This window comes from Borreliella valaisiana VS116 (assembly GCF_000170955.2).
Lineage (GTDB): Bacteria > Spirochaetota > Spirochaetia > Borreliales > Borreliaceae > Borreliella > Borreliella valaisiana.
This window is the reverse complement of the sequence record NZ_ABCY02000001.1, coordinates 183,897-209,140: the sequence shown is the minus strand read 5'-3', so window position 1 is coordinate 209,140 and position 25,244 is coordinate 183,897. Positions and strand designations below refer to the sequence as shown.

The following is a 25,244-nucleotide window of genomic DNA, read 5'->3' as shown; positions in this document are numbered from 1 at the left end:
AATTTTGTATATTCAATGTTTTTTGAAATTGTTTTAAAATCTTTATTTATGTATGTGAGTTCGGGTAAATATAAGGGTAAAAAAATTTTGTTTCCCAAGACTTGTTCTGTTCGTCCTGTGATGTCTCTTGTCAGAGAAGCCTTTTTTTCTATTATTTTCAAAGATATTGTTGACTCAAAATTTTTGGATGTTTTTGCGGGGACTGGCATAATGTCTGTTGAAGCTCTTAGCAGAGGAGCTAGTCTTGCCCATCTTGTTGAATGTAATAGGAAAACTAGAATTACGCTGATGAAAAATTTTAGTTTTGTTGAGGAATTTTATAAATTTTTTTTTCAAAGAGCAGAGGATTTTTTGAGTAAAAAAGATCTTTTTTACGATTTTATTTATCTTGATCCCCCTTTTAATTATAAAAATAAAGTTAATCTACTTGAGATTATTTTAAAAGGTAAAATTTTAAATGATAAAGTTAATATCATTATGCATTGTCCTTTTAGTGAAGATTTAGACATAAATACATCAAAATTTTCAGTTTATAATTTGAAAAGGTATGGGGGATCAAAACTTATTTTTTTGAAAATATTGTAGGATTTGAATTTTTGTCATAGCTAAAAAGAATGAGTTGAATTTCATTTTTATTTAATTCTGGAATGTTGTTTTTTATTACAAAATCATCCACATTTTTCAATGGATTTTTATTGTAATTTCCATTTGCATCTTTTATTAAAATTTCCTTGTTTTCAAGATCCATTATTATTTCTTCTATTTTGTAAATCTGGTTTTTTTTGTTTATTATAGATAAATTTGGAATAATGTTCGTTTTGTATTCAATAACAGCAGCTTGAAAAAGATTTTCATTATTATTTTTTTTGTTTACATTTACTATTTGCCCATAATCAAAAGGTGCAAGTATTGTTAAAAAATTTTCTAGCATTTTAATGTCAAATTTTTTGTTTTTTGTTTGTTCTTTTGGATCTTTTCTGCTCCAATAGTATTTCTCACTATTTTCTATTAGAAATTTAATAGCTTCTAAAGGGTTAGCGCTTTCTTTTATTATTATTGGATTTACCAATTCATCGTAAGTATCTATTATGCAAAAAATTCTAACAAGTTCATGAATAAATTTATTGATTTTTAACTGTGGATATCCACTAGCATCAAGGTATTCTTTTTGTCCATTGATTATCATTTTTGTAATAGCTGAAATATCATCTCTTATTCTAAACAAATTTTTAGCAATGTTAATATTTTTTTCCAAGTGTTCTATTTTTAATTTGTGCTGTTCTTTGAAACTTTTATCTTTAAGGCTTATTTTATTTCCTATATTTTCTAATATTGTTATATGCATCAATCCTATTGAGTGTAGCAATGATCCAAGTGCGGCTTGTAGTATCATATCTTCTGCATAAAAAAATTCTGTAAATTCGGTATATTCAGTTTTATCAAGAAAAAATTTGATAGTTGAACGAGGTGCATTTTTCAAAGATCTTATTTTGTTCAAATTTGCAATTGTAATTAGAAAATAAATTGTTGTGTCGACTGAATGTAGTAGTATTGAATCGCCTTCTGTTTTGACTTTCCCTTTAAAAAACTCATAATCTCTTCTAGCAGAATATAAATATAATTTTTTTAAAGTTTTTTTATCTTTAAGGTTTTCTTTTGTTCTTAGCTTTTGAACATCAAAATAATGGTATATTTCTAACAAAATTTTTTGCAAAGATGTTATTTTATGTCTTGGAAGTATTTTAAAGCTTCCTTCCAATATTTCTTTCCAATAAATGTGACTGGGCTCAGCTTCCATTAATGTATTTATTTTCATGAGTGGTTTTTTCCCTTTGGCAGAAAATATTGGATCATCTTCCTTAAAGGGTTTATATACGTCTTTTAGATTATCTATTAGCTTTTCTCTTAAATAGTTAAGATCATCATTTAAAATTTCTTCATTTATTTTTTTTATTAGGTCCTCATATGACACATTTTCTTCTTTTTTAAGAACAGGAATGTACGGTGTATTGCCTTTAGTAAGTATTTTAATAATTTTTTCATTTACTCTTGTGCCAAGTTTTGACAAATTTCCTATTCTTGCAAAAATTACGTCTTGTTCATTTAGATCTTTTATTTGCTTTATTTCTTTAAGTATCACTTTGAGATCCTTCCAATCTTTAAATAAATGTCGCCGAGGAGAATCGAACTCCTGACACAAGGATTTTCAGTCCTATGCTCTACCAACTGAGCTACAGCGACAATTGTAATTTAATTAATATGCTGCCGAGGAGAATCGAACTCCTGACACAAGGATTTTCAGTCCTATGCTCTACCAACTGAGCTACAGCAGCGTTTTTATTCTAATACCTTAATTTTTTCATAAGTATATATGTTTGTCAACTCTTTATAAAGAGTAGTTTTTAAATGTAGTGCTAAAAAATGGTTTATAGTTAGCTTTGGGCTTTAAAATAAGCAATTATTTTTTCTTGGGGATTTTTTAAATGATTTTATTTGTTTTTTAAACTTAAATAAAGACTTAAATTGTCACTTTATTTATAATAACAGTAATTTAGAATTTTTATTTCACAAGTTTTTAAAGAAAAAATTTATACAAAATAAATTTTCAATTTCTTTTGTGAAGATATTTAAAGAAATCCATATCTGTTGAGAAAATTTTTCTTTTATCTTTTAATACTGCTTTATAGCTTTCTAATGCCTGCCAAAATTTGTAAAATTCAATATTTTTACCATATGTATTTGAATAAATTTTTGCGGCTTCTCGGTCTCCTTCAGCTTTTATTTTTGCAGCAGTGGCTTTTGCCTCACTTAATAGGCTTAGCTTTTCTTTTTCTATGCTTCCAAGAATTTCTGTTTTTTCAGCTAATCCTATGCTTCTTTGTTCTTCTGCTATTTGTTGTCTTTCTGAAATCATTCTGTTGTTTACGGATTCAATAAGGCTTGGATCATAAGTAACTTTTCTTATTAGTACGTCTACAATTTCAATCCCAATATCTTTGGTATTGTTGTTTGCTATATTTATTATTTCTTTTTCGATTATTTTTCGTCCTTTTGTTATTTTGTAAATCCCATTAATTTTTGTTTCTTGTGGAGTAAGTATTCCATTAGACAAACGTTGAATTGGATCGTTTGAACTTCTTATAATTTCAAGTAAAGGATATTTTGCAATAACTCCTCTAACAGCGGGTTCAATTGCTGCATCAATTCTAACGTAAGCTCTATTCATTGTTTTTATTGTTGTATAAAATTTATTTATGTCTGCAATTTTCCATCTGGCCGTTGTATCAATCCATATTAATTGCTTTTCTTCTCCTCCTGTTGGGATTCTTTGAGGTTCTCCATCCCATCTAAGAATGATTTTGGGGAATATTTGTACATTTTCAATTAATGGGATTTTATATTTAAGCCCAGCTAAGCTTTCAGTTCTTTGAATTTTTCCAAGTCGAGTAGTTATTGAAATTTCATTTTCTTTCAAAATATAAATTGGTTGAAAAATAGATAAAATAGTCAAGCAAACTATTATTGCAAAGATTGTAATTTTTACAGTGGATAATAAAAGATTTATTATAAATTTCATTTATTTCACCTCTTTAAATGGTAGAAAATTTTTTAAGTTTTTGTCAATTAATTCAATATTATCTTTGTTTTCAAGTATTTCCTTCATAGTTTCATTGTAAAGCCTTTCTTTTGTAATATCTGGATTTTTTAAGTAAGCGTCTAGTATGGCATTAAAAATTTCTGTGTCTGCTAATGCATTGTTTATTCTGCTTTCTTTGTATCCTCTGGCTTCTTCAATAACCTTTAATGCTTCACCTTTGATTTTGGGAACTATTTGATTAAATTCTTTTTTTCCCTCGTTTATGTATTTATTTTTGTCTTGAATGGCAATGTTTACATCTTCAAAAGCTTCGTAAACTTTTCCTTTTGGTGGCAGGGCATTTCTAATTTGTACTTGCACTACATCAATTCCTAAATTATAATTATCTATTATTTCATTCATAGAAGATTTTACACCTTCTGTAACTCCCACTCTGTTGTCATTGATTATTTCAAAAATAGTATTGTCTCCAATTAATCTATTCATTGATGACTTTGCAATATCCTTGATTGTTGTCTCGGGATCTTCTACTTTAAATTTAAATGAGTAAGGATCTCTTATTTTGTATTGCACTAACCATTCAATATTTATGATATTTAAATCTCCAGTGATAATCATGCTCTCATCGCCTGAATTATCATTTTCTCTAAAATCGTTTGGAGACATTAGAAATCCAAATTTAATTTCTTGGACTATTTTTACAGGTACGATAAATTTTTCTTCAATTAACGGAATCTTAACATGTATTCCTGAATCAAGAGTTCTGTTAAGCTTGCCAAGGCGAAGTACAATTGCCTCTTCTGATGGCCCTACTATGAATATGTTTGCAATAATTATTATTAATATTAGTACTAAAGTAATAATAATTACTAAATATTCATAAGTTTTATTAAAAATTTGTTTTATGTCAAACATTTGTTTCTCCCAATGTTTTTAATTATTTAAATTTTGTAAGCGAATTTTATCGCTAATTTTTAGATTTGATAAAGGTTATTGTTTCAATTTTATTATTCTGAATTTTCTTAATAAAATATTCTCCATCAGCTGTTTTTACGGTTTCGTTTTTTGTTGGTATTTTATCAAGCAGATCTATTAAGTATCCCCCAATTGTATTTGTATACTCTTTATGTTTAATAGATATTCCAATTATCTCTTCGATCTCGTCAAAAGTAGTTTCTCCAAGTATTGAGTAAGTATTGTTGTTGATTTGTGTAATAAGAGGTTTTTCCTCTTTAATGTCGTATTCGTCAGATATTGCTCCAAAAATTTTTTCTACTATGTCTTCTATTGTAAGTATTCCTGAAAAACCACCATACTCGTCAATTACGATTGCCATTATTTTTTGCTTTTTTCTCATAATATCTAATATGTCTTTTATTCTTTTATTTTGTTGTACAAATACAGCCGGTTTAATAAATTGAGAAACATTTTTATTCATGTCTTTTTTATTGACTTCTATAAGATCTTTAGCTATTAAAATTCCAATTATCTGTTCTCTGTTTTGACCTTTGTATATGGGAATTCTAGAATATCCTTCCTCTTTGATCAATTTGATTACATTTTTTAGTTTTGATGAGCTTGAGAGTGAAAAAACCTCTGTTCTGTGAGTCATGATCTCAGAAGCTCTTACTTGATCTATATCTAGCATTTTTTGCATAAATATTCTAGAGTCGTTTTTTAAAATTCCCAAATTTCCTGCTAAAGAGAGCATATTTTTTATGCTCTCTTTAGTCATTTTATGGCTAGTTTTAATTTTAAAGAGATTTAATATTTTTTTTATTATTTTATTTATTATATATATTAATGGAGTAAATATAAAAATTAATGGTTTTAAAAAAAATGAAGTAGATAGAGCAATGATTTCATTATTTAGAATTGCAATTTGTTTTGGAAGTATTTCTGCAAAAATTAAAACGATTACTGTTATTAGGCCTGTTGATACTGCCAGTGCGCTGTTTCCGTATTTTTCAAGTACAAATTTTGTTGTAAGTGTACTTGCTGCAATATTTGATATATTGTTGCCAATAAGAATAGTAGTGATTAATTTTGAAGGAGATTGAACCAAGTTGTACACCGATATGCCCGATTTTCCTTTTTTTCTTATGTCTTGTATTTGAATTATGCTCAAGGAAGTGTAAGCTGTCTCAGATGCTGAGAAAACAGCAGATAATATTATAAATAGTAGTATCACGATTAATTCTAACATATATGTATTATTTTAATTTATCTTTAATAAAAATGCTTTAAATTATACTCTTAAGAAATAAAAATATTTTTGATTTGACCTTATAAGGCGCTGACCGGAATCGAACCGGCGAATCAAAGTTTTGCAGACTTCTCCCTTAGCCACTTGGGTACAGCGCCTTGTAACATTGCTTAGTTTATTAAAAAAATAGAAAATTGTAAATATATTTTCTATTTAAGCATAATTTTGAATTTCTTAGCTATTTTTATTAGTTTTATGTAAACTTTTAATGTATGAAGAAAAAACTTAATGACGTTTTATTAAAATTAGATCAAGATTTAATAAAATATGTAAAAGGTTCTCTTGACTTAGAAATATCGGGAATTACTTACAGCTCTAAATTAGTTTTACCTGGTTTTGTATTTTTTGCTCTTTCAGGAATTCATTTTGATGGACATGATTTTATTGAAATTGCAATTCAAAATGGCAGTAATGTTATTGTATGTTCAAGAGATTTGGATTTTTACAATCCCAATGTTACTTATATTAAAATAGATGACTTTAACATAAAAAAATTTATGTCTAATTTTTCAAATATTTTTTATGATGAGCCTTCAAAAAAATTAAAGGTTATTGGAGTCACTGGTACTGACGGTAAAAGTTCTGTTTGTTATTATATATACCTTCTTTTAAGAAAAAAGGGTGTTAAAGTAGGTTTTATATCGACGGTATTTTTTGACGATGGGAATGGGAATTTGATTAAAAATCCTTACAGACAATCAACCCCTGAGTCTACAGAAATACATTTATTTTTAAGCAATATGGTTAAAAATAAGGTTCAATATGCAATTCTTGAATCTACTTCTCATGGCCTTGACCTTGAAACAGCAAGACTTATTGATGTTAATTATTTTGCAGCTGTTTTTACTAATATTGGACATGAGCATCTTGAATTTCATGGTACAATTCAAAATTATTTGAATGTAAAGTTAGGCCTTTTTCGAGCTGTTAGTGATGATGCTGGTTTTGGTGTTATTAATCTTGACGACTTTTATTCTTATGATTTTAAGAATGCTATTAAAAAATCTTTTACTTATAGTTTAAAAAATAGTCAAGCAGATTTTTTTGTTAGTTTTATTAATGAAAAAACAGATTCTACCGAGTTTGAATTTTATCATAAAGGTGTTAAATATTTTGCTAATGTTAACCTGCTGGGGAGTTTTAATGTTGAGAATGTAATGGCTGCTCTTATTTTAGTTTCTAAAATTTTAAATAGCGATATTCAAGACATTGTTGACAATCTCAGTTGTATTAAAAGTCTTGATGGGCGTATGGATAGTATTAATTTGGGGCAAAATTTTTCTGTAATAATTGATTATGCCCATACCCCTGGTGCTTTTTCTAAACTTTTTCCTATTTTTAAAAAATTTACTACAAATAGATTGATTTCTGTTTTTGGCTCTGCAGGAGAAAGGGATTTTGCAAAAAGATTTTTGCAAGGTCAAATTTCAGATAGTTATTCTGATTTAATAGTGCTTTGTGATGAAGATCCAAGAGGCGAGAATAGCATGTGTATAATTAAAGATATTGCAAAAGGAATTGTTAATAAAGTTGCAAATCAGGATTTATTTTTTATTCCTGATAGAAAACAAGCTATTGAAAAAGCAATAAGTCTTGCAAGGGCAGGGGATTTGATTGTAACTTTAGGCAAAGGTCATGAAAGTTCAATAATTTATAAAAATGGAGAAATTTTTTGGAATGAACAAGAGGTAGTTAAAAATGCTATTTTGAGTTTAGAAAAATCAGAAAAGGAGAAGTGATGTGAAAAAAAATCTTATGTTAATATTTGGCGGTGTTTCTTTTGAACATGAAATTTCTTGTAAATCTGCTTATGGCATTTATTTGACCCTTTTAGATCTTGATAAATATAATATTTATCCTGTTTATATTGATAAGTGTACAGGTATTTGGTATTTATTGGAGTCTGTTTCTGATCCACCAAAACCCATCAATATAGATGTTTTGCCTGTTGTCAGTCTATTGCCAGGTTTTGGAATTTTTGCAAATAACAAAAATCTTGAAATTGATGTTGTTTTCCCTGTTGTTCATGGAAGAACGGGTGAGGATGGTGCTATTCAGGGGGTTTTAAAAGTTATGGATATTCCTTGTGTTGGTGCTGGTATTATGGGGAGTGCTATTTCTAGCAATAAGTATTTTTGCAAACTTTTGCTTAAAAGTTTTAATATCCCCTTAGTGCCTTTTATTGGATTTAGGCAATATGATTATTTTTTAGATAAAGAGGAAATAAAAAGAGATGTAAAGGAAGTTTTAGGCTATCCTGTTATTATTAAACCCGCAGTATTAGGGTCTTCGATTGGAATAAATGTAGCCTACAGTGAAAATCAGATTGAATCCTTTATTAAGGAATCTTTAAAGTATGACCTTACTATTGTAATAGAAAAATTTATTGAGGCTAGAGAGATCGAATGTTCTGTTATTGGAAATGAAAAGATTAAAATATTTTCCCCCGGAGAGGTTGTTGTTCAGGATTTTATATTTTATGATTATGATGCTAAATATTCTGTTATTCCTGGAAATTCTATTATTTTTAATATTCCCGCATATCTTGAGACAAATCAATTGTTAACCATTAAAGAATATGCTTTTCTTGTTTATAAGAATTTAGGACTCAGAGGTATGGCAAGAGTTGATTTTTTTGTTGAAAAAAAATCGGGAACAATTTATCTTAATGAAATAAATACTATTCCGGGATTTACTGATATATCTATGTTTGCTAAAATGTGTAGTCATGATGGTCTTCAGTTTAAAGACTTAGTGGATAATTTGATTGATTATGCTTTTCAGAGTTTCAGTAATAGGAAAAAAAGGATTAATTTTGAAGATTAATTTAATTTTAAGGTTTTTAGATTTTCAATCTCTTTATCATTTGTTAGTTTGAAGTATTCAAGGTTTTTATATATTTCTGCTTTAGGTAATATTCCTGAATATTTTATCTTGTAAGAGTAATTTATTTTTATATTTTTTTCTTCTTCATTATTGATTGTATTGTAAATTTTAACTTGATTTTTTTTAATATGAAGATTTGTAAATGCTTCATATTCTATGTCATCTTGAGATTTAAGAGTAAATGCAATTGTTGTTTTTTTAGACTTAATGTTTTTAAGTGAAAAGATAATTTTATTAGCTAATATTTTGTAAGGAGTATTGCTTTGGTAGATTATTAGTTTAGATGCATTTTTAAAATGTAGATCGATTTGATTTGCAATTTTTTGAGTAATCAAATCGATGCTATAAACAGCCCTTTCTGCTATATCTATTTTTTTAAAATCAATACTCATTAGCTCATCATCGGCTTTAATGCTGGTTTTTAATGTTTTTTCATTTGATTGTAAAGTTAGGTTAAAGTCATTTGAAATTATTTGAATAGGATTTTTATTGTCTTTTAGGTATTTAATTTTTATTTTATTTATTTTTTCTGGAAAGCTAACCGTTTGTTCTATTTGTATTACATGTCCTTCTTTATCGATATTGCTAGATATTATGATTGTGATTATTAAAAAAAAAGTTACAAAACCAAGTTTTTCAGCTTTTTTAAAATTTTGTTTAATTTTTGAGAATTTAGATTTCAAATGTTCTGAGGCATTAATAAATATGGTAGAAAAAAGACAAATTGAGATTAAATAGCTTAGTGTAAGTGTATTTGTGATTGATGTAGTATTTTGTATTAACGTTATTAATACAAAATTGATTATCCAAATAATTAATACTATTATTTTTTGAATAATGGTATTTTTATTTGGTTTTAATAATAGCATTATGCTTTTTATGATAATTATTAAAATAAATTCTATTTTAATAAACATTAATATTATTAGTTCAATAATAGAAGTTGATATTGCCAGATATTTAAGTTGTCTGTAATTTAAATATATTGTGAAATTATATGTAAAAAGAGATAAAAGATTATGTATGAACAAAGTTGCAAAAAAAGTTATTAGATATTTTGGATTTGTTATGCTGTAAACCGCTGTGTTTTCATAGTTTACAAATATTTTATTTGTAATTAATAAGGATAGATATGTGCTTAAAAATAAAGTAGAAAACAATCTTACTAATTTGTAATAATTGTTTTTTATTTTCTTCAAGACCAATCCAGCTTCTTTTAATTTTCTAATAAATACAATTATAATTAAGTTGTAGCAAATGTAAATTAATGCTATTAAAGAAATTTCGTTGATTATTATTTTTTTAAAAGGAGTATCAATTACAATATAGTGTATTTCATCAGTATTTTTACTTTTGTACTGATTGGTCAATGTTTCTTCGATTGATTTGTAAATTTCAAAAATAGTATTTTTATTTTGAGTTAATATAGGATTTAAATTATTATTTATTATTAAAAAGGGTATAGATTCATCCCAATATAGATTGTATAAATTGTTTAATTTTTTTTCAGTTATTTTTGCTGTATTAAAATCAAGTTTATTTTTTTCAAAGGTCCTTATAATAGTTTTTAAAAATCCCAAATTTGTTTTTGAATTTGTTATTAAAGATTCATTTTCTAAACTAATTTTATTTTTTATTCTATTTTCGTTTAGCATTAAGTATATTGTGTTTGTATTTTTTCCTAAATAATTATTGCTAAGTAAAATTCTGCTGCTAATTATTGTATTTTCTTCTAAGGAGTCATCCTCAATAAAAAAAAAATTTATGTTGTTTTCAGAGTTATTATTTTTAAGTCTATTTAAAAGCTCAATAGCAATTCCAATTGCTAAATTATTTTTTAAATTATTTTGTATTTTAATTGGAATGATTATATTATAAATATCTATGCTTCTTCCTTTGATTTTTGAATGTATTATTTTTTGCGAATATCCAATAAATCCAATTTCTTGCAAAGAATATTCCATATATTTTATTTCATTTGTATTAAAATATTTTTTTATATACTTAAAAGTATTTATTATTTGTTCTTGTTTTTTGTTTAGTTGATTAATTTTTCTAATATGAGCTTTTATGTTATTTTCAGTTTCTATTTTTGCAATTTTATTGCTTAGATTGGGTGCATTTTTTTCTATTTTATTTGGCACAATAGGGGTGTTTGTTGAGTTTATTAATAATAATGATAATAATATCTTAATTATCATAATTTTTAATGTCTTCTTCTACTTGCATTATTTGTAAAATATTTGGATTTTCTTTTAAAGCAGAAATAATTTTTGCGATATTTTTAGCATTTGATGAGACTATTATGTTTGTTATTCCATGACCATTTCCGCAGTCTTCTATTTTTTCGCTAATAAGTCTTACGTCATTGATTGTGAAAATGTTTTCAAGGTAACTAAATATTCCTTTCAATTCTTTCAAAAGCAAAATAATGTGATGTACTTTTCTAGTTGGCGTTGCTTCCCATTCAACTTCAATCAATTGATTTTTTTTATAGTATTTAAGCTTTTGACAATTTTCATTATGTACTATTATCTCATCTTTATGTATTATTCCAATAATATCTTCACCTGTTGTGGGATTGCATTCAGAGTCTATTGCAATTCTTTTTATTTTGTTTTTGGTATAAGCTTTAAATAGGCTAAAAAGCTTTCTTTGTTCTTTGTTTGCTCCAACAAGATAAGCAATAATATTATTGTCTACAAGAATTGTGTTGTCATTTTTGTTAAGCCATGATCTAATTTTTGATCTGGCTTTTTTTGTTCTTACGCTGTTTAGCCATATTACATCTGGTTTTGAGTCTTTTGATGTGAATATTTCGACAATTTGTTCGTTTTTAAGTGGCTTTGTGATTGAACTTATTTTTCCATTTATTTTTGCATAAAGAGCTTGGTCTCCAATATCTGTGTGTATTATGTATGCAAAATCAATTGAATTTGACCCAAAAGGAAGCTCCACTACTTCTCCTTCTGGGGTGTAGACATATATGAAAGTGTTTAGCAACTCTTTGTGTATGTCATTCATTGAATATTGACTTTTGTTGGCCGATTCTTGTTGCCATTTTTTTATTCTGTTTATAAATGAAAGATCATCAGTTTTAAGTGCAATTTGTTCTTTGTATATCCAGTGGGCTGCAACTCCATAATTAGCAATTCTATCCATTTCTTCTGTTCGAATTTGTATTTCAATAAGCTGGTTATCCTCAGGTATTCTTACAGTAGTGTGTAATGATTGATATTTATTTTCTTTTGGACTTGCAATATAGTCTTTAAGTCTTCCTGGGATTGGTTTCCAAACTCTGTGAACAATTTCTAATATCTCATAACATTCTTTTTGTTTTTTGCAAATTATTCTTATTCCTAAAGTATCAAAAATTTGGGTAAGCTTGTTTGTTCTTGTTTGCATTTTTCTAAATATTGAATAAAAGTGCTTTGATCTTACTGTAATTTCTGCTTCAATTCCGCTTTTTTGAAGTTCTTTTTCTATTGATAATTTGCCTTTGTATAATTTTTTTTCTCTTTCTATTTTTGTTTCAGATAAAAAATTTTTTATCTCTTTGTAATCTTTAGGATAAAGATGCTTAAATGAAAGATCTTCAAGGTATGTTTTAAGAGATGAGATTCCAAGACGTTCTGCTATTGGAACGTAAGTTGAAAGACAATCTTTTGCAATCCTATCTTGTCTGTTTTTGGGCAAATAAGAGAGAGTTGTCATATTATGAAGTTTGTCTGCCAGCTTTATTATTATTATTCTAATGTCATGTGTCATTGCAAAAAACATTTTTGAGATAGTATTAGCTTCTTTTATGCTTCTTGTTTTATTGTGTAAATCATGGATTTTGGTTACACCGTCGATTAAGCTTAAAATTTCCTCGTCAAATTCTTTTACTATTTCTTCTTTTTCAATATTTGTGTCTTCAAGTACGTCATGGAGTAATCCGGCAATAGTTGCTTTAAAATCTAGTTGAAATTTAGCAAGAAATAATGAGACCATTATTGGATGAATAATATAAGGTTCCCCACTTTCTCTGTATTGTCCATAGTGGAGCTGTTCTGCTATTTCTAGAGCTTTAAATATGCTTTTCCGCTCAAATTCATCTTTGTAGGTATTCTCAACAGTTTTTTTGAAAATGTTTCTAGCTTTTTCAAGATCATTTATTTTTATTAAGTGTGCAATTTCATATGCTTGTATCATGCTCTTTGTCCTAATACCAGCGCTCTTGCCCTTTTTTCAAGATCATAAATGGTTTTTAAATGTGTAAATCCTTTTTTAATTGCAAAATTTTTTAAGCTTTTCATTTGCCAAGGAGCCGATTCTATGATTATAAGTCCATTTGGGTTAAGCTTCTCTTTTGCTTGGCTTAATATTTTTCTAGAAATATTAAGTCCATCTTTTCCAAATCCTAAAAGAGCTTTTGTGGGTTCTTTTTTTATTTTATTTTTTATTTCTAATTCTTCTTTGTTTAAATAAGGAGGATTTGTAATGATTATATCAAGCTTCACTTTTATACATTTTAGCAAATTAGAGTGTATTATTTCTACAAATTTTTCAAGTTTGAGCTTTTTTGTATTTTTTGAAGCTATTTGTAAAGCTTTTATTGAAATATCTGAGAGTATTACTTTTTTTTTGGTGCAATAGGCAATAGAAAGACCTATGCATCCGCTGCCGCAGCATAAGTCTAATATTTTTTTAAAGTCGTTTTGTTGAATTTGAATTAAGGCTTCTTCTACCAAACATTCTGTATCAAATCTTGGGATTAAGACATGCTTGTTTAGGCTAAATTCAATACCCATAAATTCTTTCTTTTGTAATATGTAGTGAATAGGAGTTCCTTTTTCTATTCTATCTATTTGATCAAAAAAAAGTTTTTTTTCTCTTTTTGTTAAGCTTTTTTTTATATTTGCAAATATTAATTCTTTTCTGGTTTTTAAAATTAATTCAAGTATTAGTAGCGCTTCTATTGTGTCTAAATTTTTACTTTTAGCATAATTTATAGCTTCGTTTACATTCATTACTATATGTTGTTGCTTTTTAATGTTTGTTCTTGAAGCTCTATTGTCAAGGGATCAAGAAGTGGATCAAGTTCTCCTTGCATAAATTCTTCTAATTTATAAAGAGTTATGTTTGCTCTGTGATCTGTTATTCTATTTTGAGGGAAATTATAGGTTCTAATTCTTTCAGATCTATCTCCTGAGCCGACTTGTTGTTTTCTATTGCTTGATCTTTGCTCTTGTTTTTTAGAATCTTCAAATTCATAAAGTCTTGCTCTTAATATTTTCATTGCTTGATCTTTGTTTTTATGTTGACTTCTTTCGTTTTGACACTGCACGACAATTCTTGTTGGCAAGTGTGTTATTCTAACTGCAGAATCTGTTGTATTGACGTGTTGTCCGCCAGCTCCAGATGATCTGTAAACATCAATTCTTAAATCTTTTTCATTGATTTCAATCTCAGTTTCTTCAATATTAGGTAGTACTGCTACAGTAGCAGCCGAGGTTTGAAGTCTTCCGTTAGACTCTGTTATAGGGATTCTTTGCACTCTGTGAACACCACTTTCGTATTTTAATTTTTTAAATACATCTTTTCCTTTGATTTCAAAGATTATTTCTTTAAATCCTCCAAGTTCTGTTTCATTAAAGTTTATGATTTCTGTTTTCCATTTTTTTTTCTCTGAATATTTTATATACATGCTATAAAGATTGTTTGCAAAAAGAGCAGCTTCTTCTCCACCTGTTCCAGCTCTAATTTCAATTATTATATTTTTACTATCATTTTCGTCTTGAGGTAAAAGTAGTATTTTTATTTGATGTTCAATATCTTCTTTTTTTTTGTCTAGATCAATTAGTTCTTGTTTTATTAGTTCTTTCATTTCTTGTTGTTCTTCTTTTTCCAAGATTGTTTTGTTATCATTAATTTGACTTAGTATTTTTTCATATTCAATTTTTTTAGTATTTATTTTTTCTAAATGTGTATATTCTTTTATTATTTTCGAATATTCTTTTTGATTTTTAATTAAATTTATATCTTGTAATTTTTCTTCTAACGACTTAATTTTACTTGTTGCTGAATTTAATTTTTCTAAAAACATTATGATTTCTCCTGAAAAGATAGTAATAGTTTATATTAATTTTAAATTTTTTTGTTAGACTTTTTATCAAGTTTCGTGTTAAAATGTCCGTTTTTATCTCTTAGTTCAATATGTTTTTTAAAATTACTTTTATGGAATAAATAGAATAATCTTGAATAAAAAATTAATTATATTTTTTCATGTTTTTTTATATAATAAATGTTATTAAGTTGGATATTAAAGTTAGATTAGGTTTTTGTTGTATTTTTATGTAAATTGAGCTTTGCGTATTATTATTTGTGGTGTGTTCAAGGTAGTTAAAGTTATATCTTTGATAAACCGATTTAAAAGGGGTATTTATGTTGAATGAAAAAATTTTGGATGCTTTAGAGGATCTCTCGAGCATTTCTGATGATCAACTTCTTGATGTCACTGAAAAATCAAAAAGAGGGTATCAGTTGATCAAAGAAGAAAGGCTCTCTGAAGCAGAAAGTTTGTTTTCTGATATCCTTGAAAAGGATAATGAGAATAATTATGCTCTTGTTGGACTTGGGGACATTGAAAGGAAGAAAAATAATTACGATAAAGCAATAGTTTATTATCAAAAATGTCTCGTGAAACATCCAAACAATAATTATGCTCTTTTTGGACTTGGAGATTGTTACAGAAATTTGGATGATTATAAAAAAGCCACAGACATATGGGAAGAGTATTTAAAATATGATCCTGAGAATATAACGGTTTTAACAAGAGTTGCGTCATCTTACAGGAAGCTAAAAAATTTTCAAAAATCTAAGCAAACTTATCTTAAGGTAATGGAATTAATGCCTGAGAATGACTATGCGCTTGTAGGAATTGGTCATTTATATTACGATTTTAAAGAATATAAAGAGGCTTTAAAGTATTGGCTTAAAATGTATGAATTAAATCAGTCTAAAGTTGATGTTAGAGTATTAACTTCAATTGGTAATTGTTATCGCAAATTAAAAGAATTTACCAGAGGAATTTATTTTTTTAAAAAAGCTTTAGAAATTTCACCTAGCAATTTTTATGCTATTTTTGGACTTGCTGATTGTTATAGGGGAAATAAGGAGTATAAAGAGGCTTTAAAGTATTGGTTTGATATTATCGAAAAAGATCCAAAAAATAATTTGGTTCTTACAAGAATAGGAGATGCTTATCGCTATTTGAATGATTATGAAAATTCTCAAATTTATTATAAAAAGGCTCTTGATGTTGATTTTGATATGTTTGCTATACTTGGACTTGCTCTTCTTCAAAAAGAACAAGGTAGATATGAAGAAGCACTAATAGCTATTAAAAGTTTAATTAAAAACAATCCCAAAAATTCAGCATTATATGTCAGCGCTGCTGAATGTTATGAGGCATTGGGTCAGATTGGAAATGCTGTTGATATTTTATCAAGCTTTTTACATCTTGGTATGAAAAATATTGTTGTTATTGACTATCTTACGGCTCTTAGGAAAAAAATGGAATGATGGACTGCTTACTTGAAACTGAAAAATCTATTTTTTTTGATAAGTTAATAGATACGCATGTCCATTTTTATGAATTAAAGAAAAAATCTTTGGATGTCGATTATATTATTAATGAATGTTTTAAAAACGGCTTTTCTTATTTTCTTGATGTTGGTTTGCACCCTAGTGATTTTAATGATAGAAAAAATCTTTTAAGTCCTTATTCCAATGTGTTTTTAACAGCAGGTATTCACCCTTTAAATTTAGATGATAATTTTAAAGATGATATTAAGCAGCTTGAAAAAATTTTGATTAGTGAAAATGTTGTTGCTGTTGGTGAGATGGGTCTTGATTATTTTAAGGCAGATAACAAAAAGTTTCAAATTAAAGTTTTTGAAGAGCAATTGTATTTGGCTGACAGATATAAAAAGCCAGTTATTTTACATATAAGAGATGCCTATGATGACGTCTATAATATTGTAAAGTCTTTAAATTTTTTTAATAGAGGTATATTGCATTGTTATTCAGGAACTTATGAATGTGCTAAAAAATTTATTGATTTGGGATTTAAAGTTTCTTTTTCAGGTAATATAACTTTTAAAAATGCAGAACCTTTAAGGATTGTTGCTAGCAAATTAAATACTAATGATCTTTTAATAGAAACGGACAGTCCTTTTTTAGCCCCAGTGCCATTAAGAGGCAAAATAAATTCACCTTTGTTTTTAGGGTATGTATGTCTCGAAATTGCAAGGATTAAAAATTGTTCTGTTAGTGATGTTGCTATTGCTGTATACAATAGTTTTAAAGATCTTTTATTATTGCATTGAATTGTTTATTTAAAATTGTTTACTTTATTATTAATTGAGAATTTAATCATTTTTATTGCTTATAAACGCTAAATTCATATTGAAAATTTTTTTCAACGTTTTTTACTATTTTGATTAAATCAGATTCTTTAAGAGTGATTATATATTTTAGTTTAATAATTTTTGAGTCTTTTCTTGTATTACCAATTAATACAAAATTTATATTTTTGAAAAAAGGTGAATTTGATATCTTTTTTAAAATAATGTTATTATCTCTTAAGGAGAATAACATTATTGTTTTTATTTGGGGAGTAATGAATGTTTTTATATAGGATATGTTTGTTTCGTTTATTAAAGTAATATTAATATTTTTTTCTTTACCTTTTTTTTCCAAGTATTCAAGATCTTCATTATTCAAAGATTTGTCCCGAAATAGTAATGTTTTTTGTAAGTTTATTGATTTTTCGTTAAGCAGGAAATCAATAGATTTTTTTAGGGAAAATTTTATTTTTGATAGATGAAAAATTTTCTCTTTTAGAATTTCGTTATTTAATATTTCATTATTTGATTTATGGGTTAATAGTATTTTTTTTGTTGTTTTAAGCTTGTCTTTTGCAATTTCTAAATTTTTGTCATTTATAAATAGTATTCCGTTTTTTATGAATGGAGTTTTTCGAATTTCAAAAAAATATTCGGTTGAATCCGAGAAAATTATTGCGTAATTAAATTGTTTTTCAATAATGGAAGATTCTTTGCATCCTTGTGCTAAAGTTACTAAAAGCATTAGTATAGCAAAGGTTTTTGGATTAGGCATTTTGTTTCTTAGCATACTTATTATTAATTGTTATAAATATTAAAACCAATGCAAATATTGTTAGCGCGTAGATGCCCATATTGGTTAGAATTAATGTTTTCAAGGTTGCAATAAATAATCCTAAAAATAAAATAGGAGAAAGAATGATTTTGTATTCTTTTGCCGAGTATTTTTGGCATTTTTTAAATGTCTTTTCAAAGATTATGGCTGAAAATATTAACTCTATTGCATTAAGTATTGGCAATTCAATGTATTCATAGATTCCAAAAATTTTGCTATTTAGGATTACTATTTCTAGGTTTTTGGAAAATATTAATCCAAATGCAAAATATATAAGAATTGTTAAATTTTTTCTAAATGAAGAATTTTCATTTAGAGTAAAAAAAAATATAAATATTAATAGCGGGAATATATAGTAGTATAAATGTTCTTTGATAAATATTGAAATCCCTAGAGTTATTCTTGATGTGTAATTTAATTCAAACGATTTATATAGAATAAATTCTTGAGTTAAATAAAGAAAAGAAAAAATTGTTATTGCTAAAAATATTACTAAAGCATGGGCTTGAATATTTTTTGTTTTACTTTGTTTAAACTGAGTATTCATATATATTTTTAATATTAATGGTAGGCTCGTTAATAAAAATAAATTCATTGTAAGTACAATTTTACTTTTAAACTTTTTTTAAATCAATTGATTGGTTAAAAACTTGTGTGATTTGGAATTTATTTTTATTAATGTTATTAATTTTATTACCTTTTGTAAACATTATTCTTTGAATTTACTTTTTATTGAATGTATATTAAAATTAAGTATTAATGTTAATATACATTGCTTTAGGAGTATATATTTTTTAGATGATAAATAGAAATGCCAATAGAGATAGGGATAGGTCTAGATCAAATGACAAAGAATTGAAAATTAATTACAGAATTAAGGCTCGCGAGGTAAGAGTTATTTTTGAAAATGGAACACAAGAAGTTTTACCTATTGAAGATGCTATTAAAAAAGCAAAAGAAGCTGGACTTGATTTAGTTGAGGTTTCTCCCAATGTGTCTCCTCCGGTTTGCAAAATTATTGATTATGGGAAATATAAATTTCATCAAGAAAAGCGTCAAAAAGAGCAGAAAAAGAATCAAAAAGTAATTAAGCTTAAGGAAGTCAGAATGCAGCCCAAGATAGATACCCATGACCTTGATTTTAAATCAAAAAACATTTTAACTTTTCTTAAAGAAGGTAATAAGGTTAAAGTTACAATAAGATTTAGAGGTCGTGAACTTGCTCATACATATTTAGGATATGGTATTTTGAATAGCATTCTGGAAAAAGTGGGGGATGTAAATTACGTTTTGGAATCTGCAGCTAAAATGGAAGGTAAGACAATGTTTTTGATTGTAGCGCCTAAGTTTAAAAAATAAATAAATGTTAAATTAAAGGGGATAAAATGGCAGTTAAGATGAAAACACGTAAAAGTGCAAAAAAAAGATATTCTTTTACTGTAAATGGTAAGGTTAAGTATAAAAAACAAAATTTAAGACATATTTTGACAAAAAAATCTTCTAAGCGTAAGAGAAATTTAAGGAAATTAGGCAATCTTTCTTGTTTTGAAGTTAAAAGAATTAAAACTTTATTACCTTATGGTTAAAATAATTTAGGAGATAGATATGGCTAGGGCTAAAAACGGCACAGTGCATGTTGCAAGGCGTAAGCGAATTTTAAAAAAGACAAAAGGGTTTTGGGGTACAAAAAAGAGTAACTATAAAAAAGCCAAGGATACCTTGAGAAAGGGTATGATGTATGCTACAAGAGACAGAAAAGCTAGAAAAAGAGATTTCAGGCGCTTGTGGATTTCAAGAATTTCGGCTGCTTTAAGTGATACTGGAGTTAGTTATTCAAGATTTATTGAGGGTTTATTGAAGTCTAATATAAAAATTAACAGAAAAATTTTGTCTAATTTAGCGATTGAAGATGCTGAAGCTTTTAAAAAAATTGTTTTAGAAATAAAAAGATGAAAAATTAAAACTCCTGGGAAGTTTAATTTTAAGAATTGGAGTTATTTTTTGCGACATCTTATTAAATTTAGGAATTTGAAGATTTTTAGTCGATGATAGCTCAATGCAATTCAAAGGTTAAGAATAAAAATTCCGCCTTGAAAAATAGCGCTAAATAAAAATGTTCTTATGTTGGCTTTTTGGGAGTTTGATTTATTTTAGGGATTGTTATTGTGCAGCTTATTTCTCTTAATAATATTGAAAAGCAAGAGAGTTTTATTCATTATAGAAATGTATATTTTGCTGATGTTATTTATAAGTATAATGACATCTTAGAAACCAAAAAAGTAAAGTTTGTAATTGAGGCTACACCTTTAGGAGAAAAGCATGTCACTATTGATTTTGTAGATCTTTTGAATTATCCTGTTTTAAAGTTAATGGTTGCAATTAAAAGGCGTGTAATTGATTTGGAGTTTAAAGGAATGCTTCCTTGATTTTGGAATTTAAATCAGAAAAAAAAATGATAAATTTTTCCAAATCTTTTTTTTATCCTTTGCCTATTGGTAAAATATTTGCTTTAAGCGGTGATATGGGGTCTGGAAAAACTAGTTTTTTAAAAGGACTTGCCCTTAACCTTGGAATTTCTTATTTTACAAGTCCAACTTATAACATTTTTAATGTTTATGATTTTATAGATTTTAAGTTTTATCATATTGATTTATATCGGGTGTTCTCTTTGGAAGAGTTTGAACTTATTGGAGGATTGGAAATACTTATGGATCTTGATTCAATTATTGCTATTGAATGGCCACAAATTGCTTTGAATATTATTCCGAAAGAAAGATTATTTTCTTTAACTTTTAAAATAGTTGGTTCGGGCAGAGTTATAGAATTTAATGATTAATACACTTGCATTTGAATATTCATATAAAGCATTAATAATTTATTGTAGAATTAATAATGAGAATTTTTCATTAGTTGAATTTAAATCAAATTTTAATTTTAGTATTCCAAAAATTTTCAATGATTTTATTATTAAAAATAATATCGATCTTAATCAAATTAAATTAATTATAAATTCTTGTGGCCCGGGTTCTTTTACTGGTCTTAGAATTAGTTTAAGTTTTGTTAAAGGCCTTGCTTTAGGTCTTTCTATACCTTTTGTTAATGTTCCCACATTGGATGTTTTTGCAAATTCGGTTAAAAAGATTTCCAGTGTAATTGTGTTAACTTTTACTGCTGGTAAATATTTTCTTGGGCATTATAAAAATTGCGAATTAATAGGGAAAATTTTGTGTTTTTCTAAGGAAGATTTATTTGAATATCTAAGCCAGATTGATCCAAATTCAGTGCTTATTGGAAACAATCTTGAAAATGTTTGCGAAGAATTCAATTCTAAATTTAAAATCATTGAAAATTTAAGTTCGTTTGGAAAAATTTTAACAGAACTCGGCATATCTAAATACTTAAAAAATCACAAAAGTGATGATATTTTATCGGGACCTCTTTATATAAGACAGAGTGATGCAGAGGTTAATTTTCATTCTTAAAATAATGATTGAATAGACTTTTAATTTTACCTATATTGTGTTTGTCTTTTAGTATTGATTTTTTATTTTCTTCTATAATAAATTCAAAAATTTCAGATCTAAATATTTTAATGTTTTCAGGAGCTTTAATTGCTATTTTAACAGTATCCTTTTTTATCTCTAATATTAAAACTTCAATATTAGAGTTTATTTTGATACTTTCATTTACTTTCCTTGACAATACTAGCATTTTTATTCCTTGAAAACTTTATGATGTAGTGAATATTTTTCATTTGTGCATATAGCTTGTTTTCCAATTAATTTTTTTTTGTTTATTATGATTGGCGCTTTCAGATTGGCTGTAATATCTTTATAATCATTAACATGCATATTGATTATACATAGTATAACTTTTTCGTTTTCTGATTTTGCCTTAATGTCCAGCCAATCTTTTTCCTGAATATTTGGTAAGTATTCGCTTAAAAAATTAAAAGGAGATGTCACTAAAAAACTTACGTCTTTATTGATGGATTGCATAATAGAAAAAGGTTTATATTTAGAGTCTTTTATTATAAATTTTTTAATGTTTTCAAAGCCAAGTATCCCTTCGGGGAAATCAAATCCTATGCTTTTTTCATGTATCATTTTATTTAATAAAATCTAATAAAGTTGTTTGCATTATTTTAGCAGAGATTCCTAAAGATACTTGATAAGCTAAGCTTGCCATATTTAAATTGGTTATTGCTTTTGTTACGTCAAGATCGGTGTATTGAACCATATCTTCTTTCATGTCTGCAGCCTCTTTGCTTATTCTTTCATAGCTTCTATCAAGTCTATTTTCTTTTGCTCCAAGATCTGCAACTGATATAAGTAATCTTTTTAAGCTCTCATCAATTTCTGCCAAGCTTCTACTTCCAACAAGCTCTTCTTTATTATTGTAAAGTGTATCTCTAAGCTCAATAAGTGCATCGAAAATAGATCTGCTTCTAACTTCTGTACTGCTAGAAAGGTTGTAAGGAGGTAGTTTGGTATCATTGTTTTTAGTAAGTATTCCAAGTGTTTGTAAAACATTTGATTCTTTTTCTTCTGTTATCCAAATTTGGTGTGGCGTTGTAGTTTTAATAGACAATGAGTTTAAAATGGGATCAATGCTTGCTTCAACAGGCGCTGAAGATTCATTTATTTTTGCAACAATGTCAAGAGCAGTATCTCCTGTTGTTAGCCCTATTTCAATATTGTCAATATAAATTTTTGTATTTTCTTTTACGGTAAATCCATTAGTGTTTATTGATGAGATAATATTTTGGTTTTGCGAGAAAAAAATTTCATTTCCAGGATAATTATTTGAAATATGCACTTCATTGTATACTTCTGTTTTTTTTTCAGCTTGGTTGCCGCTGTATTCTACTTTGATTATTTGAGGACCTTCACCATCTTTGCTTATTTTACTTATTTTGTTTTCTCTCGTTACTTTAAATGCTTCGCTATCAATTTTGGTTCCCGAAAATATACTGTATCCATCAGGCCCTTTAGCGTTTGCTATTGCAACAGCATCTTCAAGTAAAGCATTTACTTCTTTTGATATCATTTTTTTGTCGTCTGCTTCGTAAGTTCCGCTTGCTCCTTGAATGGCAATTTCTTTGGCTCGTGTTAAAATATTTGTAAGAGATTGTAAGTATCCTTCTGTATACCGTAGGGTGCTTTTAGAAGTACCAATATTTTTTATGTATACATTCAGCTTAAATATGTCACTATCTAGTCTTATTGCATGAGTAACGCCTGTTGGATCGTTTCTTAGTTTTACAATCCTTTTGCCGCCTTTGTATAAATTTTCTAAAAGTTTTGTAATTTTGGCCTCTTGCTCTGCTGCAGAGGATTTTAAATTTTCATATGTTAATGGATGACTTACTCTATTTATCATGCTTATACTCCCATTTTATTTATTACTGTGTCTATTAGTTCGGCAGAAACAGTGATAAATTTACTTGCTGCAATAAAGGCTTGTTGAAATTCGATCATGTTTGCAAGTTCTTCATCCTTATTTACCCCAGAAATAGACATTCTTAGATCTGTTAAGTCTTTTAATATTTGAGATTGACTTTCTTTTGTGATTTCCGATATTTGTCCTTTTATTGCGATATTTGATGCTGTATTTGCAAAGTAATCATTTAATGTTAAATTTTTGCCAATCATAATCTGTGAATTTCCAAAAGAGGATATTCTCAGTGCTGCTTGGTTATCCCCGATAGATATTTCATTTGTTGGATTTTTTATTCCTGCTGCTATTTTTGAAGGATCTGAGTCTATCGTGTCTGCAACTTTTATCCATGCTGCAGGATTTTTTAAGGGCGAGATTGAATAAGTAGACTTGGGTGTTAATTTTTCTATTGTGTCAATATTTTTATAATCATAAGCCCCTTCAGGTCCAGATTCATTTAATATTCCTGTATATTTTGTTAGAAATAAGCCGGAATCTTCTATATGCTTGATTTTAAATGTTATATTTTCATTTTCTTGTTCTTTAACCGCTTTTATTTCAAACTTGCCTTCTGAGTTAATTCTTGCTGTAACTTGTGCATTGGAATTGTTTATTCTATTTATCACATCTTGAACTGTATCTGGAGCATTGTAAGGTATTTCTATTATGTCATTGCTATTTGTAGCCTCAAATTTAAGAGTTCCGTAAAATCCTAATTTCTCTTCTGGGAATATTTCGTTTGTGCTATTAATTTTGAAAATATGAACGGAATCAAATTGACCATTTCCATTAGTATCGTATCGACCACCAGCATCAGTTAGTTTTAGTTCTTGAGAAAAAAAGTTTCTTCCATTTTTTTTGTCCATACCATGTCCCGCTCTATGTATTTCGTTAACAAGCTCTACAATGTTGACAGCTATATTATTTAGTTCATCGATTTCATTTTTAATTTCTTCATCTCTTATGTGAAGTAAAGATCCCAGTTTTCCCGTTTTAAGGTTAACTTTGTCATTATTTGACCACAAAATGTTCCATTTGGTTCTGGTAGGTCCGTTTGTAGCTTCTAGTTTAAATTCATTAGCAATTGAACCTTGTACAAGGTGTCTTCCTTCTGAGTGAATTAAAAATTCATTAGGATCTTGTTTATTCTCAATTGATATCCCTATTAAGTTTCCTAATTTTTCAACCATTAAATCTCTTGCATCCATTAAATCATTTGGATTGTCTTTCATTGCTTGAGATTTTGAAATTTGTTTATTAAGATTTGCAATGTTTCTAATGTAATTGTTTGCCTCATCTGTTGTAATTTTTATTTCATCGTTTGCCATTATGTAAATTCTTTCAAGCGAATGGAACCTGCTCCTTATTCCTTCGCAAAAAGATTTGCCCCTTTCTAGAATTATCTTTCTTTCTGCTAAACCTTGTGGTTGATTTGCTAGATCTTGCCAACTTTCCCAAAAATCATTTAATCTTTTTCTTATTGATTGGTCTTCAGGTTCGTTATAAACATCTTCTAGCATTGATATAAACTTGTCTTTTGAAGTCCAATATCCTAGTCGGTGCGATTCTTCAATAATCCTTGTGTTAAGTAGTTCATCCTTTACTCTGTCTATAGATTGAACCATGATTCCCTGACCCAATTGTCCTTGCTTTTTAGCTCTGTTTAATTGTGGAGCATAAAGAGGGGTTGTGGTTTTCATTGTTACTCTTTGCCTTGAATATCCAGGCTTTGTAGCATTGGATAAATTGTGTCCAACTGTATTCATGGCATCTTTGTGTGCAAATAAACTTCTTTTGCCAATTTCTATTCCTGAGAATGTTGAATCCACT

The 25,244-nt window shown here is 27.4% G+C and carries 24 protein-coding genes, 3 tRNA genes and 1 pseudogene; 11 read left to right on the top strand and 17 right to left on the bottom strand.

Annotated elements, in window-relative coordinates; translation table 11 throughout:
* Positions 1-15: 15 nt before the first annotated feature.
* The gene (gene rsmD / locus BVAVS116_RS01005; protein WP_006068282.1) at positions 16-585 is read left to right on the top strand and encodes a 16S rRNA (guanine(966)-N(2))-methyltransferase RsmD; all 570 of its coding nucleotides are present in this window, start codon (positions 16-18) and stop codon (positions 583-585) included.
* Here rsmD and BVAVS116_RS01000 read toward each other — a convergent pair.
* The 7 genes from BVAVS116_RS01000 to BVAVS116_RS00970 all read right to left on the bottom strand — a co-directional run bounded on the left by BVAVS116_RS01000 (position 563) and on the right by BVAVS116_RS00970 (position 5,962).
* Positions 563-2,140 (bottom strand): HD domain-containing phosphohydrolase, encoded by a 1,578-nt coding sequence (locus BVAVS116_RS01000; RefSeq protein WP_006068459.1) that lies wholly within the window; start codon positions 2,138-2,140, stop codon positions 563-565. The genes rsmD and BVAVS116_RS01000 overlap by 23 nt on opposite strands.
* A gap of 28 nt (positions 2,141-2,168) precedes the next feature.
* Positions 2,169-2,241 (bottom strand) — tRNA-Phe (locus tag BVAVS116_RS00995).
* 19 nt (positions 2,242-2,260) lie between these two features.
* Positions 2,261-2,333: transfer RNA gene (locus BVAVS116_RS00990), tRNA-Phe, on the bottom strand.
* Between the two features lie 272 nt (positions 2,334-2,605).
* Positions 2,606-3,577 (bottom strand): protease modulator HflC, encoded by a 972-nt coding sequence (hflC, locus tag BVAVS116_RS00985; protein ID WP_006068983.1) that lies wholly within the window; start codon positions 3,575-3,577, stop codon positions 2,606-2,608.
* The gene (gene hflK, locus BVAVS116_RS00980; RefSeq protein WP_004791562.1) at positions 3,578-4,513 is read right to left on the bottom strand and encodes an FtsH protease activity modulator HflK; all 936 of its coding nucleotides are present in this window, start codon (positions 4,511-4,513) and stop codon (positions 3,578-3,580) included.
* A 52-nt stretch (positions 4,514-4,565) separates the two neighbouring features.
* Complete coding sequence (locus BVAVS116_RS00975; protein WP_006068470.1) at positions 4,566-5,804, bottom strand: hemolysin family protein; 1,239 nt, start codon at positions 5,802-5,804, stop codon at positions 4,566-4,568.
* Between the two features lie 85 nt (positions 5,805-5,889).
* Positions 5,890-5,962 (bottom strand) — tRNA-Cys (locus BVAVS116_RS00970).
* Positions 5,963-6,076: 114 nt separating this feature from the next.
* Between BVAVS116_RS00970 and BVAVS116_RS00965 the strand changes: the two genes are divergently transcribed.
* Together BVAVS116_RS00965 and BVAVS116_RS00960 are read left to right on the top strand one after the other, a co-directional pair.
* Positions 6,077-7,603 (top strand): UDP-N-acetylmuramoyl-L-alanyl-D-glutamate--2,6-diaminopimelate ligase, encoded by a 1,527-nt coding sequence (locus tag BVAVS116_RS00965; RefSeq protein ID WP_006068635.1) that lies wholly within the window; start codon positions 6,077-6,079, stop codon positions 7,601-7,603.
* A gap of 1 nt (position 7,604) precedes the next feature.
* Positions 7,605-8,690, top strand: a complete 1,086-nt coding sequence (locus tag BVAVS116_RS00960) for a D-alanine--D-alanine ligase (RefSeq protein ID WP_006068578.1) — start codon at positions 7,605-7,607, stop codon at positions 8,688-8,690.
* Here the strand turns inward: BVAVS116_RS00960 and BVAVS116_RS00955 are convergent.
* The 4 genes and pseudogenes from BVAVS116_RS00955 to prfA all read right to left on the bottom strand — a co-directional run bounded on the left by BVAVS116_RS00955 (position 8,687) and on the right by prfA (position 14,838).
* Positions 8,687-10,951 carry a hypothetical protein gene (locus BVAVS116_RS00955; RefSeq protein ID WP_006068252.1) on the bottom strand — a complete coding sequence of 755 codons (2,265 nt, stop codon included), beginning with the start codon at positions 10,949-10,951 and terminating at the stop codon, positions 8,687-8,689. The genes BVAVS116_RS00960 and BVAVS116_RS00955 overlap by 4 nt on opposite strands.
* A complete protein-coding gene (gene spoT / locus BVAVS116_RS00950) occupies positions 10,941-12,944 on the bottom strand; it encodes a guanosine-3',5'-bis(diphosphate) 3'-pyrophosphohydrolase (protein ID WP_006068518.1) in 2,004 nt (667 codons plus the stop codon). The genes BVAVS116_RS00955 and spoT overlap by 11 nt, the downstream gene beginning before the upstream one ends.
* Positions 12,928-13,762, bottom strand: a pseudogene (prmC, locus tag BVAVS116_RS00945) (peptide chain release factor N(5)-glutamine methyltransferase). The gene spoT and the pseudogene prmC overlap by 17 nt, the downstream one beginning before the upstream one ends.
* Before the next feature lie 2 nt (positions 13,763-13,764).
* Positions 13,765-14,838, bottom strand: a complete 1,074-nt coding sequence (gene prfA, locus BVAVS116_RS00940; protein WP_006068331.1) for a peptide chain release factor 1 — start codon at positions 14,836-14,838, stop codon at positions 13,765-13,767.
* Between the two features lie 338 nt (positions 14,839-15,176).
* Here prfA and BVAVS116_RS00935 point away from each other — a divergent pair, with 338 nt between their 5' ends.
* On the top strand, positions 15,177-16,316 hold the full coding sequence (locus tag BVAVS116_RS00935) for a tetratricopeptide repeat protein (RefSeq protein WP_006069010.1): 1,140 nt from the start codon (positions 15,177-15,179) through the stop codon (positions 16,314-16,316).
* Positions 16,313-17,122, top strand: a complete 810-nt coding sequence (locus tag BVAVS116_RS00930) for a TatD family hydrolase (RefSeq protein ID WP_006068668.1) — start codon at positions 16,313-16,315, stop codon at positions 17,120-17,122. The genes BVAVS116_RS00935 and BVAVS116_RS00930 overlap by 4 nt, the downstream gene beginning before the upstream one ends.
* A gap of 52 nt (positions 17,123-17,174) precedes the next feature.
* On the opposite strand, the gene BVAVS116_RS00925 is transcribed toward BVAVS116_RS00930, so the two are convergent.
* Together BVAVS116_RS00925 and BVAVS116_RS00920 are read right to left on the bottom strand one after the other, a co-directional pair.
* Complete coding sequence (locus tag BVAVS116_RS00925; RefSeq protein WP_006068714.1) at positions 17,175-17,915, bottom strand: hypothetical protein; 741 nt, start codon at positions 17,913-17,915, stop codon at positions 17,175-17,177.
* Positions 17,908-18,570 carry a YIP1 family protein gene (locus BVAVS116_RS00920; protein ID WP_006068426.1) on the bottom strand — a complete coding sequence of 221 codons (663 nt, stop codon included), beginning with the start codon at positions 18,568-18,570 and terminating at the stop codon, positions 17,908-17,910. Before BVAVS116_RS00920 ends, BVAVS116_RS00925 begins: the two co-directional genes overlap by 8 nt.
* A gap of 203 nt (positions 18,571-18,773) precedes the next feature.
* Between BVAVS116_RS00920 and infC the strand changes: the two genes are divergently transcribed.
* The 6 genes from infC to tsaB all read left to right on the top strand — a co-directional run bounded on the left by infC (position 18,774) and on the right by tsaB (position 21,457).
* On the top strand, positions 18,774-19,334 hold the full coding sequence (infC, locus tag BVAVS116_RS00915) for a translation initiation factor IF-3 (protein WP_006068533.1): 561 nt from the start codon (positions 18,774-18,776) through the stop codon (positions 19,332-19,334).
* Between the two features lie 26 nt (positions 19,335-19,360).
* Positions 19,361-19,561, top strand: coding sequence for a 50S ribosomal protein L35 (rpmI, locus tag BVAVS116_RS00910; RefSeq protein ID WP_006068367.1), 201 nt, complete (start codon positions 19,361-19,363; stop codon positions 19,559-19,561).
* A gap of 19 nt (positions 19,562-19,580) precedes the next feature.
* Positions 19,581-19,928 carry a 50S ribosomal protein L20 gene (gene rplT, locus BVAVS116_RS00905; protein WP_006068378.1) on the top strand — a complete coding sequence of 116 codons (348 nt, stop codon included), beginning with the start codon at positions 19,581-19,583 and terminating at the stop codon, positions 19,926-19,928.
* Positions 19,929-20,140: 212 nt separating this feature from the next.
* A complete protein-coding gene (locus BVAVS116_RS00900) occupies positions 20,141-20,401 on the top strand; it encodes a hypothetical protein (protein ID WP_006068535.1) in 261 nt (86 codons plus the stop codon).
* The gene (gene tsaE / locus BVAVS116_RS00895; RefSeq protein WP_006068625.1) at positions 20,398-20,811 is read left to right on the top strand and encodes a tRNA (adenosine(37)-N6)-threonylcarbamoyltransferase complex ATPase subunit type 1 TsaE; all 414 of its coding nucleotides are present in this window, start codon (positions 20,398-20,400) and stop codon (positions 20,809-20,811) included. Before BVAVS116_RS00900 ends, tsaE begins: the two co-directional genes overlap by 4 nt.
* The gene (gene tsaB, locus BVAVS116_RS00890) at positions 20,804-21,457 is read left to right on the top strand and encodes a tRNA (adenosine(37)-N6)-threonylcarbamoyltransferase complex dimerization subunit type 1 TsaB (protein ID WP_006068283.1); all 654 of its coding nucleotides are present in this window, start codon (positions 20,804-20,806) and stop codon (positions 21,455-21,457) included. The genes tsaE and tsaB overlap by 8 nt, the downstream gene beginning before the upstream one ends.
* On the opposite strand, the gene csrA is transcribed toward tsaB, so the two are convergent.
* The 4 genes from csrA to flgK are packed head-to-tail and all read right to left on the bottom strand — an operon-like array spanning position 21,441 to position 25,243.
* Positions 21,441-21,686, bottom strand: coding sequence for a carbon storage regulator CsrA (gene csrA, locus BVAVS116_RS00885; RefSeq protein ID WP_006068257.1), 246 nt, complete (start codon positions 21,684-21,686; stop codon positions 21,441-21,443). The genes tsaB and csrA overlap by 17 nt on opposite strands.
* Before the next feature lie 2 nt (positions 21,687-21,688).
* Positions 21,689-22,081 carry a flagellar assembly protein FliW gene (fliW, locus tag BVAVS116_RS00880; RefSeq protein WP_006068317.1) on the bottom strand — a complete coding sequence of 131 codons (393 nt, stop codon included), beginning with the start codon at positions 22,079-22,081 and terminating at the stop codon, positions 21,689-21,691.
* Position 22,082: 1 nt separating this feature from the next.
* On the bottom strand, positions 22,083-23,357 hold the full coding sequence (locus BVAVS116_RS00875) for a flagellar hook-associated protein 3 (protein WP_006068893.1): 1,275 nt from the start codon (positions 23,355-23,357) through the stop codon (positions 22,083-22,085).
* A 2-nt stretch (positions 23,358-23,359) separates the two neighbouring features.
* On the bottom strand, positions 23,360-25,243 hold the full coding sequence (flgK, locus tag BVAVS116_RS00870) for a flagellar hook-associated protein FlgK (RefSeq protein ID WP_006068924.1): 1,884 nt from the start codon (positions 25,241-25,243) through the stop codon (positions 23,360-23,362).
* Position 25,244: the final 1 nt, after the last annotated feature.